The organism is Prosthecobacter sp. (assembly GCF_044227185.1).
GTDB lineage: Bacteria > Verrucomicrobiota > Verrucomicrobiia > Verrucomicrobiales > Verrucomicrobiaceae > Prosthecobacter.
Genome location: NZ_JBGAFO010000006.1, coordinates 395,828 through 410,607, shown reverse-complemented (window position 1 = coordinate 410,607; position 14,780 = coordinate 395,828). Strand labels below are relative to the sequence as shown.

The window sequence follows — 14,780 nt, the reverse complement described above, 5'->3', positions numbered from 1 at the left end:
ACCGCGGTCACACCACGCCTCCGCCTTGAAACTTTAAACCTTAAACTTTGAACTTTTCCCGTCCATGAAACTCCTGCACCTCACCGCCACTCTTCTTCTCGCGGCTGCGACCTTGCACGCCCAGGGCATCCCCCAGCCCCGCCCCCTCACCCTCCCGGCGGACACCGACATCGCCGTCATCAAGGACGCCGGACGGCTCGCCATCGCGGACGTGCTGGCGGCCTTCACCGCCAATGAAGCGGCCAGCGGAGGCAAAAGCTACATCATCCTCCCGCTGGGCCGGGACATCGACCAGGGCTACTTCACCCTCCAGTTTGAAAACGCCTTCACCCAGAAGGCCAAGTCCGCCGGCTACAAGCTCTACACCCGCGCCGACAGCACCCTGGAAAAAGTCCTCACCGAAATCGGCTTCCAGCAGAACTACGGTGACTCGCTGGAGAAAAGCACCGTGCAAAAACTCGCGCTCGTGGGCGCGCAGGCCGTGGTGCTGCCCCGCATCGACATCGACCGCAGTGTCAATGGCGCCCTCACCCTCCGCGCCAGCATCAGCGTTCACAACGTCGCCAGCGGGGAGAAAACCTGGGGCGATGAAGCCAGCCAGATCATCCCCGGAAAATACACCACCGCCGACTGGGTCCGCATTGGCGCCATCGCCCTCGCCATTCTCGGCGGCCTCGTCATCCTCCTCTGGTTCATCCGCTCCGTCCGCGCCGCCGCACGGCCTCGCTGAGAGCAGCACCGGAGCAAAGCCCGGAAAGCAGCGCCTGCGGAGCCCGGCGGAACACCCGGAATCTCATCCCCGCAGAATCCATCAGACTTTCGTCCTCCTCCCCTTTCCGTGTATTCTGTGTGTTCCGTAGGCCCTCAAAAAATCAGCCAGCTCATGAAGTGCCTCCTTCTCACCTTCTGCATACTGTCTTTCACCCTCAGCTCCCTGGCCGCGGAGCGCCACGCGCTCGTCATCGGAAACACCCACTACCCTGAAGGGGGCGTGCTCGTCACCCCGCTGGACAACTGCATCACAGACGCCCGCCTCGTCGCCTCCACACTCCAGGGCATCGGCTTCAAAGTCGTCATCGTGGAGGACGCCACCCGTGGCGCCATGGATGACGCCCTCCTCGCCTGGGAGGAAAAACTGCCCAAAGACTGCGAAGCCGTCGTGTACTTCGCCGGTCACGGCATCGAGCACAATGGCAAGAACTACCTCCTCGGCACCAATGCCCGCCTCAAAGCCCAGAGCCGCATCGGCGAAGAAGCGCTCGAGGCCGAAACGGTGGCCAAGGCCATGCTGGAGGCTGGCGCCAGGTCCAGCTTCCTCTTCCTCGACTGCTGCCGTGAAGCCCCCCCTGCGGACTGGGTCACCCGCGGCATCAAAAAACGCGGCCTCGCCGAGGTGAAGGTCGATGGCGACATCATCATCGCCTACGCCGCCAAGCCCGGCGCCAGCGCCATGGATCTCCCCACCATCACCGGGGCCGACGTCAAAACCACCAACGGCCCTTACGCGCAGGCCCTGGCCCGCTTTCTTCGCTCCGGCCTGAAGCATACCGATGTCTTCCAGCAGGTGCGCATGGAGGTCTCCCGCCTCACCGGCGGCCAGCAGCGCACCTGGGAAAGCGGCAGCTTCATCGAGGAGTATTACTTCTCCACCCCTTCACGCAGCACGCCCTCTTCCTCTTCAGCGTCCGTCATGCCCGTGACGCCCGTGCCCGTGACGCCCGTGCCCGTGACGCCCCCGCCCGCCGCGGCGGAGGTCTCCTTTGCAGGCACCACCCCCGGGCAGAGCTGGAAAAACTCCCACGGCACCCCCTTCCGCTGGTGCCCGCCCGGCGAGTTCTGGATGGGCAGCACTCCGGAGGACAAAGCCACCTTCAACCGCGACGCCTGCGTCACCAGTGACGAACCCCGCCACAAGGTGAAGCTCAGCCTCGGCTTCTGGCTCAGCCAGCACGAGGCCACCCAGATTGACTGGGAGACCGTCATGGGCGCGACCGTGAAGGACCAGGCCAAAAAGGCCCTGCGTGACGACACCCTCTACGCCCTGGGTGGTGGGAGGACCACCCTGCGGGAGTTCTGGCGCGTGAAGAAAGACGCCCGCCCGGAAGACCTCTCCTTCACCCCCTCCTCCGGCGCCTGCATCTACATGGTCAGCTGGGAGGAGGCCATGGAGTACTGCCGCAAGCTCACAGACGCCGAGCACGCCTCCGGCAAAATCCCCGCCAACTGGCGCTACACCCTGCCCACCGAGGCACAGTGGGAGCACGCCTGCCGCGCCGGCACCGAGACCCCCGTTTACAGCGGCCGCATGATCATTTTTGGCAGCAACAACTCCGCCACCCTCGATGCCATCTCCTGGTATGGCGGCAACAGCAGCCAGGGCTTCATCGGCCCCGGCTTCAACACCGCCGGATGGCCCCAGAAGCAGTACCCCGGCGGCCTCGCCGGCCCGCGCCAGGTCGGCCTGAAGCAGCCCAACGCCTGGGGCCTGCACGACATGATCGGCAATGTCTGGGAGTGGTGCACGGACTGGTATTTCCCGGACATCTCCAGCGGCGTGGAAAACCCCATCGGCCCCGCCTACGGCACCGGCCGCGTCGTGCGCGGCGGCTCGTGGGACAGCGGCGCCGCCTACTGCCGCGCCGCCAAGCGCCGCTCCCTGGAGCCCGGCCTCCGCCTCAATTTCCTCGGCTTCCGCCCCGCCCTCGTCCGCTCCAGGTAGGCTCCCCGCCCTGGTTGCCTACAATTAAAAGCTCATGCATCGCAGACACTCTCTTTCTCATCTTCGGCACGCTGAGAATCCGGAAGGGAGTGCCTACGGAACACACGGAATACTCGGAATGTCAGAAGTGGAGAATCCGGAAAGCGGACTCAGCTTTTCCATTTCCGTGTATTCCGTGTGTTCCGTAGGCCACCCAAAAATGATCAGCAAACTCATGAAGCACCTCCTGCTCATCCTCACCACGCTGTTCTTCACGCTCAGCGCCTTGGCCGCAGAGCGCCACGCGCTCGTCATCGGAAACACCCACTACCCCGAGAACGGCCTCCTCGTCACCCCCCTGGACAACTGCATCCCCGACGCCCGCCTCATCGCCTCCACCCTCCAGAGCCTCGGCTTCAAAGTCACCCTCGTGGAAGATGCCACCAAGAGCGCCATGGACGACGCCCTCCTCGCCTGGGAGGAAAAACTGCCGAAAGGCTGCGACGCCCTCGTGTACTTCGCCGGTCACGGCATCGAGCACAACGGCAGGAACTACCTCCTCGGCACCAATGCCCGCCTCAAGGCCCAGAGCCGCATCGGCGAAGAAGCGCTGGAGGCAGAGACCGTGGCGCAGGCCATGCTCCTCTCCGGAGCCAAGTCCAGCCTCCTCTTCCTGGACTGCTGCCGCGAAGCCCCGCCTGCGGAGTGGGTCACACGCGGCATCAAAAAACGCGGCCTCGCCGATGTGAAGATCAACGGCGACATCATCATCGCCTACGCCGCCAAGCCCGGAGACAGCGCCCTGGACACCCCCACCATCAGCGGCACGGACGTCACCCTCGCCCACGGCCCCTACGCGCAGGCGGTGGACCGCTTCCTCCGCTCCGGCCTCAAGCACACCGATTTCTTCCAGCAGGTGCGCCGGGAAGTGGCCCGCCTCACCGGCGGCCAGCAGCGCACCTGGGAAAACGGCAGCTTCCTCGACGAGTTTTACTTCTCTCCCCCCACCAGCAGCCCCGTGGCCCCCGCCCCCATGCCCGCACCAGCGCCAGCAGTGGTAACAGCCGACCCCTTCGCCGGCACCTTCGCCGGCCAAGCCTGGGAAAACTCCAAAGGCACCCCCTTCCGCTGGTGCCCGCCCGGAGAATTCTGGATGGGCAGCAGCGAAGAAGACAAGAAAACCTTCGCCCGGGATGATGTCACCACCGACGACGAAACCCGGCACAAGGTCAAACTCACCCGCGGCTTCTGGCTCAGCCAAAACGAAGTCACCCAGGGCGAGTGGGAGACCGTGATGGGCACCACCCTCAAAGACCAGGCCCGCAAGATGCTCCAGGATGACACGCTTTATGACATCGATGGCAAAATAACAACCCTCCGCGACTTGAAGGGAGCCAAGCGCGATGACGATCCGGCCAACCAAATCGCCATCGAATCCCCCAGCCTGCCGATCTACTTTGTGAGCTGGGACGAGGCCGTGGAGTACTGCCGGAAGCTCACCGACAAGGAAAGGTCCGCCGGAAAAATCCCCGCTGGCTGGCGCTACAGCCTGCCCACGGAGGCACAGTGGGAGTATGCCTGCCGCGCGGACACGGAAACCACTCTGTACAGTGGCGGCATGACCATCAAAGGTAAAACGAATGCGCCCGCACTCGACGCCATCGCCTGGTATGGAGGGAACAGCAGCGAAGGCTACAGTGGGCGTGGCTGGGATACCAAAGTCTGGCCGGAAAAGCAGTATCCAGGCGGCGTTGCCGGACCACGGCGAGTGGGGCAGAAGAAAGCCAATGCCTGGGGTTTGCACGACATGATCGGCAACCTTTATGAATGGTGTGCGGATTGGTATGCTGCCGACATCTTTAGCAGCGTGGCAGATCCCAAGGGGCCTTCTTCGGGCATCGTCCGCGTGATTCGTGGCGGCTCGTGGGACTGCCTCGCCGCCTACTGCCGCGCGGCCCACCGGTGCAGCCATGAGCCGGGCGACCGTAGCAACAGCGGTCTGGGCTTCCGCCCCGCCCTAGTTCCATCCACCCCGTAACAAGCGCAGGCATCCCCTCCCTTTCCGTGTATTCCGTGTGTTCCGTAGGCCATCAAAACCGCCAGCACCCGTGAAGCACCTCCTGTTCTTCCTCACCGCGCTGCTCTTGCCCCTCCCTCCACCCCTTCCGTGCATTCCGTGTGTTCCGTAGGCCCTCAAAAAATCCGCCAGCTCATGAAGCGCCTCCTTCTCACCTTCTGCACACTGTCCTTCACCCTCAGCACCTTCGCCGCGGAGCGCCAGGGCATCGTCATTGGCAATCGTGACTACTCAGACACCGGCCGCTTTCCCGACCTGTCCACCACGCTCAATGACGCCGCGCTCATGCACCGGCTCATGACGCAGGCAGGTTTCAAGATGGCGCCCGAGGTGAAAAACGCCACGCGCCTCGGCATGGAGGAGGCGCTCATCAAATTCTGCGAAGGCCAGTGCCTCCATAAACGGGAGTGACGAAGCCATGACTCCCAAAGGTCATTGGGGCGCTATTTGTAGTAAATAAGAACCGCCTCAGTTTGAGGATTTGGCGGAGCATCTTTTGAAAGAAACAACTGTGCAGTGGCCGATACTGTAAAAATCGGCTGTTCTTTAGAAACGCTTACCCCCGGATCTAGGAGCATCAGCCAGGCATCCTCTTTCATCATGGTCCAGGCGGTTAAATCACCTGCAAGCAAAGGATACCCATTCTTTCCTCCATTGAAACGACGTCGGCCAGCTATATACTCCAGGGGATATGCCAGCATGTCTTTAATGTTGCCGGACTGGCGCCAGATGGATGGCTTTGAAACTTTTGCAAATTCTACAGTTCCCTCAGAGCCGTCATAAAAAACTGCAGGGACTCCGAAGTCGTTCCGGGCCTCAAATGAGAACCCTTGAATGTGCTTGCCAATATCCTTCGATGTGAGATCCAGTCTGAAGGCCCGGTTCACTGCTTTGAGGTCTGGATTGGAAATGCGCAGCCTCGCTAGTTCTTCAGCAGGAATGAGAGAAATCTTCCTTGGCTTGTCACCCACTTCGATGAGCATGAAGTCTCGCTGTGGGGAAGCGTTTTGCGCCTTATTTGAACTTGGTGTATTTGAGGGCGCGCTGAAATAAAACTCCTCCAAAAAACTGCCGTTCTCCCAAGTGCGCTGTTTGCCCCCGGTCAGACGGGCTACCTCCTTGCGCACCTGCTGGAAAAAATCCGTATGCTTCAGTCCTCCGGACAGGAACTTTACCAATGCCTGCGCATAAGGACCGTTGCCAGACAGCACGTTGTCACCGCTTACAACCGGCTGATCCAGAGCGCCTTCCCCAGGCTTCGCGGCGTATGCGATGATGATGTCGCCATCCACCTTCACATCCGCCAAGCCGCGCTTCTTCAGGCCGCGTGTCACCCACTCCGCAGGCGGGGCTTCTCGGCAGCAGTCCAGGAAGAGGAAGCTGGACTTCGCACCAGCAAGCAGCATGGCCACCGCCAGCGTCTCGGCTTCCAGCGCCTCTTCACCTATACGGCTCTGCGCCTTGAGCTTTGAATTGGTGCCGAGAAGGTAGTTCTTCCCATTGTGCTCGATGCCGTGTCCGGCGAAGTACACGAGGGCATCGCAGCCTTTGGGCAGCTTTTCCTCCCAGGCGAGGAGGGCGTCGTCCATGGCGCTTTTGGAGGCATCTTCCACGAGGGTGACTTTGAAGCCGATGCTCCGGAGCGTGGAGGTGATGAGGCGGGCGTCGGGGATGCAGTTGTCCAGCGGGGTCACGAGCAGTCCGTCGGCGGGGTAGTGCGAGTTTCCGATAACGAGGGCATGGCGCTCCCCTGCGGAAGCAACGATACAGTACAGACAGGCGAGGAAGGCAGTCCAGAGTTTCATGGCGGGTACGGTGGGCGGTGCGACGTGGGCGCAGTGTATCCAAGGAAAAGAGGGGGGGGGAATCGAATTTTCAGGCGGCAAATCCTTCCGGAAAATCTCCCGCCCCCTTTCTTTCGGAGGGCATGAAAACGCTGCCTCCCGCCACGGCTCTTCGCCTCTCTCTCCTCCTCGTCTCCGCCGCGCTGCTCAGCCAGTGCAGTTCCTTCCAGCCCCGCCTCCACACCACAGCCGCTCCTCTGCACCCCGACGAAGTCATCGTCAGCGTGAAGGATCAGAAGCTCGGCCTGTATGAACACGGCGTGCTGAAGAAGAAGTACACCATCTCCACCTCGAAGTTCGGGCTGGGCAGCGCACCCGGAAGCTGCAAGACGCCGCTCGGCCACCTGGAGATCGCCGACAAAATCGGCGCAGGTCTCCCCGCCGGCGCCGTGCTGAAGGCCCGCGCCTGGAACGGCGAGGTGCTGACACCGAATGCACCGGGCCGCGATCCCGTCGTCTCCCGCATCCTCTGGCTGCGCGGCCTCGAATCCAGCAACCGCAACACCGAGCAGCGCCTCATCTACATCCACGGCACCCCGGAGGAGCGCAATCTCGGCCGCCCCGCCAGCTACGGCTGCGTCCGCATGGGCATGAAGGACGTCATCACCGTCTTCGAAGAGCTCGCCGTCGGCACCACCGTCATGATCACCGAAAACCGCCTCTGCCGCCGCCTCGCCGCCGAGCATGAGGAGGCGCAGTGAAATCTTGGTGGCCCGTCCGGCCACTTCAAGGCCGGGCGGGAGCCGGAGAGATGGCGCTTGTTGTTTGCATGTCTGCCAATGGCAGCCAGAATAAACCGGAGCTCTCCCTGACGCACACACTTATGAAAAAGTCTTCTCAAAAGACCTGCCTGCATCTGCTAAGCCTGCTCGTCCTCTCCGGCATGTTCAGTTGCACGCACATCGACATGGAGTACGCACGAAGGCTGCCGAATGCCCGGACCGACTGCACTGGAAACGAAATCGTCGGCGTCTGGGTCTCACAACCAAGCTATGCCCGCAAGTCCAGGCGATACACCCTCCTCCTCCGTCCGGACGGGACCGGCATCGGCAGGGACACTTCAGATGTCTTCCGGGAACGCAGAATCACCTGGCAGTACACAGGCCGCGGAGTCTGGCAGCATCAGCAGGGGCCACGGTCCGGCCCCATTCATTACGATGGCCAATGCCTGCTGCTGGAGAGCCGCGCATTGGATGCGACCCATGATGTGTACGTGCGTGCCGATGACGAGGCCGCTGTGGAGAAGCATCTGAACCGCCGTTGAACTTTTTCCCATCATGAAAACACCGGTCCGCTCAGCATCATTGAATAATTGCATGGCCCCGGCCTTTCTCCGCATGCTGGGTCTGGCTGCCCTGTGCCTGCTCTCCTCCTGCGTCGCCCATCCCGAATTCAATGCGCTTAGCGCCAAAGTCCTGACAAACTGCCAGGGAAACGAGGTGGTGGGCATCTGGGTGTCACAGCTCGATTTCCTCAAGGGAGCAAAAGTCACCATGCAGCTCCGCCCGGATGGAACCGGCCGCTGGCGCTATGGGGCCAAAGACCAGTCTTCGGAACGGGATCTTAACTGGAGTTACGCCGGCGGCGGCATCTGGCGTGCGCAGGTCATCGGCAAAGGTTCTCCCTTCGCGCTGAAGACCACGGGGCGTGAGCTGCTCATGTTCAATGTCTACCGGCTGGTTTTTGTAAATGCTGCAGATGAGGCGGCCGTGGACGATTTTCTGTCCCGCCGCAGCTCGCATTCGTCATACAAGCGCCCCCAGCGGGAGCAGGCCGCCCAGCAGACCTCGCCGCCATCTGCGTCGGCTCCAGGCAAAGTGACAGCCCGGCCATGAAGATGAATACCGCCCCACCCCGCAAAATCCCCGCAACTTCCACCGCACATCTTCTTAATTGCCTGACTGCCATTTCCGATAAATTCTCTCTTCTGCCCACGTGCCTCCACTCCGCATGAAAACGCTCCGCTTCATCCTCCCGGTTCTGCTGACGTTCACTCTCCATGCGGCAGACCGCGTGGCCCTCGTCATCGGCAATGACGCCTACCAGCACGCACGCCCGCTGGAGACGGCGGTGAACGATGCCTCGGCGGTGGCCGGAGCCTTGCAGAAACTCGGCTTTGAGACCCTCACCGCCTCAAACGCCGGACTGGAAAGCATGATCGAGGCGCTCGACACCCTCCGCGTCAAAGCGGCCGGCGCCCGCGCTGTGCTGGTCTATTACGCAGGCCACGGCATCGAGAGCAATGGCACCAACTACCTCGTCCCCGTCGATGCCAAACTCGAGCGCGAGCTGCAGCTCCGCACCCAGGCCCTGAGCATGGACAGCCTGCTCGAAGAACTCAAACGCATGAACGTTCCCGCCCGCATGGTCATCCTCGACTGCTGCCGCGACAATCCTCTCGAAGGCCGCTCCTGGCTGGCCACCCGCGGCAGCAGCGGCGGCCTCGCCACCCTGGACCAGGATACCCTCAACGAAGCCACGCTCGTCGTTTACTCCGCCAGCCCCGGAAAGCCCGCACTGGACCGCATGCAGGACCGGGATGCACACAGCCCCTTCACCCAGGCCCTGCTCGATGAACTGCCCCAGCCCGGCATCCACTCCTTTGAAGTCTTCGGCCGCGTGGAGGAAAGCGTGATCAAAACCACCGCAGGCAAACAGAAGCCGCGCCTCTTTTACAACGGCAGCACCCTGCCCTTCCGCGAATTCCGCTTCGCCCAGGGTGCCACGGCACCGCAGGCGCCCGCACCCTCACCCGCAGTCGTGCAGTCAGCACCGCCTGCTCCTGCTCCCGCAGAAGCGGTGGCTGCGGAAGCCGGCCCCGCGCTGCCAGCCCGCGGTTACTTTGACCTCCAGGCGCTCTACGAAGGCGGCCCCTACTCCGGCTACAACAGCTACTCGCGCACCCGCATCCTCACCCAGGTGCAGGAGGTGCTGAAAAAACAGGGCCTCTACACCAGCAGCGCGGACGGCACCCCCGGTCCCGGCACCCAGCGCGCCCTCATCGCCTGGCAGCGCGCCCATGCCGTCCCCGTCTCCGGCAGGCTCGACACCACCACCTTGAAGGCTCTGAATCTCGATGCCGTGCGTGAGCAGCAGGCCCCCGCTCCCAAACCCGTCGCCGCCAGGCCAGCAACGCCACGCCCGCAGCCCGCCGCCTCACGCCAGCCCACGAATCCAGCAGTCTATCTCATCGGCCCGCCCGCCTCCTCGGAAAGCCTCGACGAGCAGTTCCGCCGCGCCGCCACGAAGTTTGAGCAGAAACGCTGAGACAAGACCACACACATCCCCTGCGTGATGAAACTAACATTACGGCGTTTCTATTTCTCGCGGTTTCACCTTCTTGCACTGGTCCTCGGTATCTGCCTGTCCGGATGCACCATCACCGATCTCGAATACACCCGTCGCCTTCAGAACGCACGCCACGACTGCGCTGGAAATGAAATTGTCGGCACATGGGTGTCTCACGCTAAGTTGCCGAGGAACAATCCCAGAATTAGCCTCTTGATCCGGCCTGACGGCACCGGCATCTGGCGGAAGAGCCGCCCCATACGAGAGACCAGGTTAACCTGGCGGTATGAAGGCGGCGGCATCTGGCAGCACTCTATAGTCTGGCAGGACTGTATAGACTCCAGCAAAGGCCCCATTCGCTTCGATGGCCAGTGCCTGCTCTTAGAGCAACGCAGCGCGTTGGGCACACAGCAGCTCGTTTATGTGCGTGCCAGCGATGACGCCGCCGTCGAAGAACATCTGGACAGGCGGCGGTAGCCGTACCACCCAGCGCATTCACCACCGCCACACTGGCACCACTGTGGATGAAAAATCAGTAGTGCTTGCTCAGCACATGCTCCACACCAGCCTCGTCCTCAGAACGCGCAAAAATCTGATGCCCGTGAATGACGCCAAACCGCGCCGGCACCCCGCCATTGAACCGTCCATCCAGCAGCCCATACCTCCCATTGCAGCGCAGCGTCGCGGGCAGCCACTTTTGCCCCAGCGACTTGTTGGCCACCGCATTCGTGTATTCCACAGGCGTCACCGTCCAGGTACCATGCCCGTCGTAGGTCCACCTTCCCCACCCGCCATATTTCCCGTCCACCCGGATCATCGCCGTGTGGTCCGCCTTCACCAGCGCCGTCCATCGCCGGGAGGGCAGTCCTATCCGTGGCTGCGTCTGCGTCACCCAGATGCCCACGATCTTGTTCTCCGGCCAGTCCTTTCCCGTGTAGGGCAGCAGTGCGTCATACTCCGGATCAAACATGTCCCACGTCCTTGCTGAGCAGCTCGTCAGCAGCCAGGCCGCGGTCATCACCAGCAGTTCCCTGAACCACCGCCAGGAATTCTTTTCCTCTGGGCTTGAACGTGCGGAGGCTGGTTTCATAAGCGGACAAGACGCATCTGCGCCGGTAATCACCTCCTGTAACGCACGACAGATGAAGAACATTTGTAGAATCATCTGCGCCCCTGCCGCCAGGGCCCCGCTGAAATTCAGCCGCCGCCGGAAAACTCAAATCCGCCTCTCTTTTCGGAGGCATGAAAACACGCTCTCCCTCCCGCCCGCTGCTTAAAATCGTCCGCACCCTCACCCTCCTCGCCATCGGCTGCACCTGCCTCGCCCAGGCCTGGAAGCGCAAGGACCGCCTCAGCCGCCTCGTTCTCGAGGCCACCCGCCAGCTCACCCGCACTGACATCTTTTCCGAGCAGCAGGTCCCCGCCGCCCAGCAGGTGGCCCTGGTGCCCGGCACTTCCATCCGTGGCAGCCTGCTGCGGGAGCGTGTGGAGGCCGCCGCCCGCCTGTATCATGCGGGCCTGGTTTCCCACCTCATCCTCAGCGGTGACGGCCGCTGCCCCAGCTACCATGAGCCCCATGCCATGCGCCGCATGCTCCAGGGCCTGGGCGTTCCAGATTACGCCATGGTCGAAGACCCCGCCGGCCTCTCCACCTACGACTCCATCCACCGCGCCGGCCAGATCGCCGCCGGCCGCCGCCTCGTCATCGTCACCCAGGAGCTCTACTGCCCGCGCTCCCTCCTCCTCGCCCGCGGCCTGGGCGTCCCGGCCATCGCCTGCTCCATCCCGAACCAGCCCCGCGAAACCAGCCTGGCACGTGAAGAAGCGGCCTGCGTCCGCGCGGTGCTGGATCTCGCCGGCCTGCGCGACTGGACGGAAGCCTGGGAGCAGCATGGCTCAAAGCATCTGACCCTCCTTCCCAAAGCCTCCACACAGAGCTGAGGCGGTGGCGGCAGGGGTTTCACACCGCGCCGCATGCACACTGGAAAACGCAGAGACTCAGATGAGCCCGAGTTCTTTGCCGATCTTCTCAAATTTCTCCAGGGCGCGGTCGATCTGGGCAAAGGTATGGGTCGCCATGAGGCTCACGCGCAGCAGCTCTTCCCCGGGAGGCACCCCCGGTGGGATCACAGGATTCACAAAGACGCCTTCATCCTGCAGGCGTTTGCAGAAGAGGAAGGTCTTCATCGTGTCATGCACATACACCGGCAGGATGGGCGTTTCAGTGGCGCCCAGCTTGTAGCCCAGCCCCAGCAGGCCCTGCTTCATCCGCTCCGTATTGGCCCAGAGCTGCGTCATGCGCTCGGGCTCGGCGATCATGATGCGCAGCGCGGCCAGCGCGGCGGCCACATTGGCCGGACTCATGCTCGCGCTGAAAACCAGCGGGCGGGAGTGGTGCTTGAGGTAGTCGATGGTGTCCGCGTCTCCGGCGATGAAGCCGCCAAGGCTGGCGAGCGACTTGCTGAAGGTGCCCATGACCAGGTTCACGTCATCCACGAGGCCAAAGTGGGAGGCGGTGCCGGAGCCGTGCTCGCCGAGAACGCCGATGCTGTGGGCGTCATCCACCATCACGGCGGCGTGGTACTGTTTGGCGAGTTTGACCAGCTCGGGAAGCTTGATGATGTCCCCCTCCATGCTGAAGACACCGTCCACCACGATGATCTTGGGGGCCTCCGGCGGCAGATGCGCCAGACGCCGCGCCAGAGAGGTCATGTCATTGTGGGAAAAAAGAAAGGTCTTCCCCGGAGCCATCTGGCAGCCGGCGGCCAGGCTGGCGTGGTTCGCCCGGTCCGCTAAAATGCAGTCCTCACGCCCGACAATGGCGCTGATGACGCCCAGGTTCACCTGGAAGCCGGTGCTGTACAGCAGCACCGCCTGCTTCTTCATCAGCTGCGCCAGCTCCTCTTCGAGCTGCACATGGATGTCCAGCGTGCCATTCAGAAAGCGGGAGCCCGCGCAGCCTGCGCCGTATTTCTGCACCGCCTGGCAGATGGCCTCCTTGATGCGCGGATCATTGGTCAGGCCGAGGTAGCTGTTGGACCCCAGCATGAGCACCTGCTGGCCATTGATGATGACCTCGGTGTCCTGGGCGGAGGCAATCTCCCGGAAGTAGGGGTAGATGCCCGCTGCCCGGACGCCCTCCAGCTCCCCCGCCGCACGAAATTTGCGCACCTTGTCAAACAATGGGAGGGGGCTGGTCGGAGAAATAGAGGACATCGGGGCGCAAATGAGCCGCGACAGTGGCACCGGAAAACGTGCTGTCCATGAACTCCTTACATTATGATAAGCCTTTCAGAATGCCTGAAAGAACATGGGTAAGGAGCCTATCCTAATCCAAGGACCGCTTAGGCGGCGCGATGATGACGCCCGTACCGGTGGTGGCGGGGCGGGGCGGCGTGGGGGCCAGGCGCTGGACTTCGTAGCCGGTGAGGTTCACGATGAGGTCCAGCTTGGCCAGGAACTCCCAGGTGGCGGGAACGCCCACTTCATCCGCGAGCTTGCGGGCTTCGAGGTACGTCTCAAAGGCGTCCGGCATGACCTGGAAGATGGCCACGCCATGGGAGTCCGCCTTGATGTCGCGCATGAGGCGGATGTAGGCGGAGTTGGGCTGCTTCATGGCCTCGATGGTCTCTCCGCCGCCGCCTTTGGGCGTGAGCGCAAGCTGAACGTAAGGCAGGGTGGGAACGATCTTGGCCTCGAAGGCGTAGGAGCCGGAGAGCAGCGGATTGGCGGCGGCGCGCTGCACCATCGCCTGAATGCGCGTGGCATCGTAGATGGTGCGGCTCTTGCTGAGGTTTTCGATGCCTTTGACCTTCGCCAGGTCATGGAAATAGTCCGCCACGTCCTTGGGGTTGACCTTGACGTCCCGCGTGTTGGCCCCCCAGGCAAAGCTGATCTTGCCGCCCGCGACGGTCGCCTTGATGACGGGAGGCGCGGGGGCCTTGGCAGGGTCCAGCTTGAGCCAGGGCGCCACGTCTCCTTTGGTGGCGGCGACGATGGCCTCGGCGACCACAGGCATGGTCTGGCGCGTGGCGACGCCCAGATCCGCGACGGCGGCCAGCATCTGCTTGGTCGCGGGGATGCCCCCCGCCGTCAGCGCCTTGTAGGCCTGCGCCACGTATTCAAGCTGCACACGGTCCACCAGCGGGGCCACGTCCGGCCAGGCCTTCTGGGCATTGGCCGCGGAGCCCAGGATGGCTTCGAGGAGCTTGGCAAAGGTGGCAAATTCCACCTTCTGAAATTCGAGCTGGGATTTCACCTTCTCCATGCCATCGAGGATCGGCTGCATGAACTTGGTCTGGTTGAAGGTCAGGACGCCCTGCTTCGCCACCAGGATGCGGGTCTCATTGGGCTTCTCGGGATACACGCGCGGATTGGGCAGGCGCACGTAGGTGGGCGGCGGCGGAGTGAAGACGGGGGTCTGATCCAGCAGCGCCTTGAGGCGGTCCACCTCGGTGAGCATCTTGTCGGTCTCGACCTTGCTTTTGTCCCTCTCCTTTTTCCGCTCGTCCAGCTGCTTCTGGAAGGCCTCCAGATCCATGAACTTCATTTTGGACTGCAGGTCGGACGTATCGACGGTCTTGAGCTCTTCGGTGACGCGCTTGAGCTCCGCCTCTGACTGCTTCTTCTGCTCCTCCACCTTCTGAGGGTCGATCTTTTCGGGCAGCTTCTTCACCTCCTCCTGGATCTGCTGCAGCTCCTCCTTGGTCACGGGCGGAAGGTCTGACAGCACCTTCTTCACCGCGCTGGCCACGCTAAGCCCCACCATGACGAGCACGATGATGAGCACCCCGACCACATTGGTCATGGTGTCCATCAGGGCGACGAACGGCAGTTCCTGCTCTTCTGCGTGTTTGCGTTTTGCCATGGTGCG

At 62.7% G+C, this 14,780-nt stretch carries 14 protein-coding genes; 10 read left to right on the top strand and 4 right to left on the bottom strand.

Translation table 11 applies throughout. From position 1 onward, the window contains the following. Positions 1-64: 64 nt before the first annotated feature. The 4 genes from ACILSQ_RS16600 to ACILSQ_RS16585 all read left to right on the top strand — a co-directional run bounded on the left by ACILSQ_RS16600 (position 65) and on the right by ACILSQ_RS16585 (position 5,186). Positions 65-730 carry a hypothetical protein gene (locus tag ACILSQ_RS16600; protein ID WP_395744773.1) on the top strand — a complete coding sequence of 222 codons (666 nt, stop codon included), beginning with the start codon at positions 65-67 and terminating at the stop codon, positions 728-730. A gap of 153 nt (positions 731-883) precedes the next feature. After that, positions 884-2,719 carry an SUMF1/EgtB/PvdO family nonheme iron enzyme gene (locus tag ACILSQ_RS16595; protein ID WP_395744772.1) on the top strand — a complete coding sequence of 612 codons (1,836 nt, stop codon included), beginning with the start codon at positions 884-886 and terminating at the stop codon, positions 2,717-2,719. Between the two features lie 199 nt (positions 2,720-2,918). Further along, positions 2,919-4,736: an SUMF1/EgtB/PvdO family nonheme iron enzyme gene (locus ACILSQ_RS16590; protein ID WP_395744771.1), complete on the top strand. Its 1,818-nt coding sequence runs from the start codon at positions 2,919-2,921 to the stop codon at positions 4,734-4,736. A 174-nt stretch (positions 4,737-4,910) separates the two neighbouring features. After that, the gene (locus ACILSQ_RS16585; protein WP_395744770.1) at positions 4,911-5,186 is read left to right on the top strand and encodes a caspase family protein; all 276 of its coding nucleotides are present in this window, start codon (positions 4,911-4,913) and stop codon (positions 5,184-5,186) included. A gap of 32 nt (positions 5,187-5,218) precedes the next feature. On the opposite strand, the gene ACILSQ_RS16580 is transcribed toward ACILSQ_RS16585, so the two are convergent. Further along, positions 5,219-6,580, bottom strand: coding sequence for a caspase domain-containing protein (locus tag ACILSQ_RS16580; protein ID WP_395744769.1), 1,362 nt, complete (start codon positions 6,578-6,580; stop codon positions 5,219-5,221). Positions 6,581-6,702: 122 nt separating this feature from the next. Between ACILSQ_RS16580 and ACILSQ_RS16575 the strand changes: the two genes are divergently transcribed. The 5 genes from ACILSQ_RS16575 (at position 6,703) to ACILSQ_RS16555 (ending at position 10,384) form a co-directional block, all read left to right on the top strand. Beyond that, positions 6,703-7,320, top strand: a complete 618-nt coding sequence (locus ACILSQ_RS16575) for a L,D-transpeptidase (RefSeq protein WP_395744768.1) — start codon at positions 6,703-6,705, stop codon at positions 7,318-7,320. 122 nt (positions 7,321-7,442) lie between these two features. Continuing rightward, positions 7,443-7,883, top strand: a complete 441-nt coding sequence (locus tag ACILSQ_RS16570) for a hypothetical protein (RefSeq protein ID WP_395744767.1) — start codon at positions 7,443-7,445, stop codon at positions 7,881-7,883. Between the two features lie 52 nt (positions 7,884-7,935). Beyond that, complete coding sequence (locus tag ACILSQ_RS16565; RefSeq protein ID WP_395744766.1) at positions 7,936-8,454, top strand: hypothetical protein; 519 nt, start codon at positions 7,936-7,938, stop codon at positions 8,452-8,454. Positions 8,455-8,569: 115 nt separating this feature from the next. Beyond that, positions 8,570-9,886, top strand: coding sequence for a caspase family protein (locus tag ACILSQ_RS16560; protein WP_395744765.1), 1,317 nt, complete (start codon positions 8,570-8,572; stop codon positions 9,884-9,886). 234 nt (positions 9,887-10,120) lie between these two features. Next, positions 10,121-10,384 (top strand): hypothetical protein, encoded by a 264-nt coding sequence (locus ACILSQ_RS16555; protein ID WP_395744764.1) that lies wholly within the window; start codon positions 10,121-10,123, stop codon positions 10,382-10,384. A gap of 55 nt (positions 10,385-10,439) precedes the next feature. Here ACILSQ_RS16555 and ACILSQ_RS16550 read toward each other — a convergent pair whose 3' ends face one another. Continuing rightward, positions 10,440-10,997 (bottom strand): hypothetical protein, encoded by a 558-nt coding sequence (locus ACILSQ_RS16550; RefSeq protein ID WP_395744763.1) that lies wholly within the window; start codon positions 10,995-10,997, stop codon positions 10,440-10,442. A 152-nt stretch (positions 10,998-11,149) separates the two neighbouring features. Between ACILSQ_RS16550 and ACILSQ_RS16545 the strand changes: the two genes are divergently transcribed. Beyond that, positions 11,150-11,848, top strand: coding sequence for a vancomycin high temperature exclusion protein (locus ACILSQ_RS16545; protein ID WP_395744762.1), 699 nt, complete (start codon positions 11,150-11,152; stop codon positions 11,846-11,848). A gap of 57 nt (positions 11,849-11,905) precedes the next feature. Here ACILSQ_RS16545 and ACILSQ_RS16540 read toward each other — a convergent pair whose 3' ends face one another. Both ACILSQ_RS16540 and ACILSQ_RS16535 read right to left on the bottom strand, forming a co-directional pair. Beyond that, the gene (locus ACILSQ_RS16540; protein ID WP_395744761.1) at positions 11,906-13,123 is read right to left on the bottom strand and encodes an aminotransferase class I/II-fold pyridoxal phosphate-dependent enzyme; all 1,218 of its coding nucleotides are present in this window, start codon (positions 13,121-13,123) and stop codon (positions 11,906-11,908) included. Between the two features lie 112 nt (positions 13,124-13,235). Further along, positions 13,236-14,774 carry a hypothetical protein gene (locus ACILSQ_RS16535; protein WP_395744760.1) on the bottom strand — a complete coding sequence of 513 codons (1,539 nt, stop codon included), beginning with the start codon at positions 14,772-14,774 and terminating at the stop codon, positions 13,236-13,238. Between the last annotated feature and the right edge of the window lie 6 nt (positions 14,775-14,780).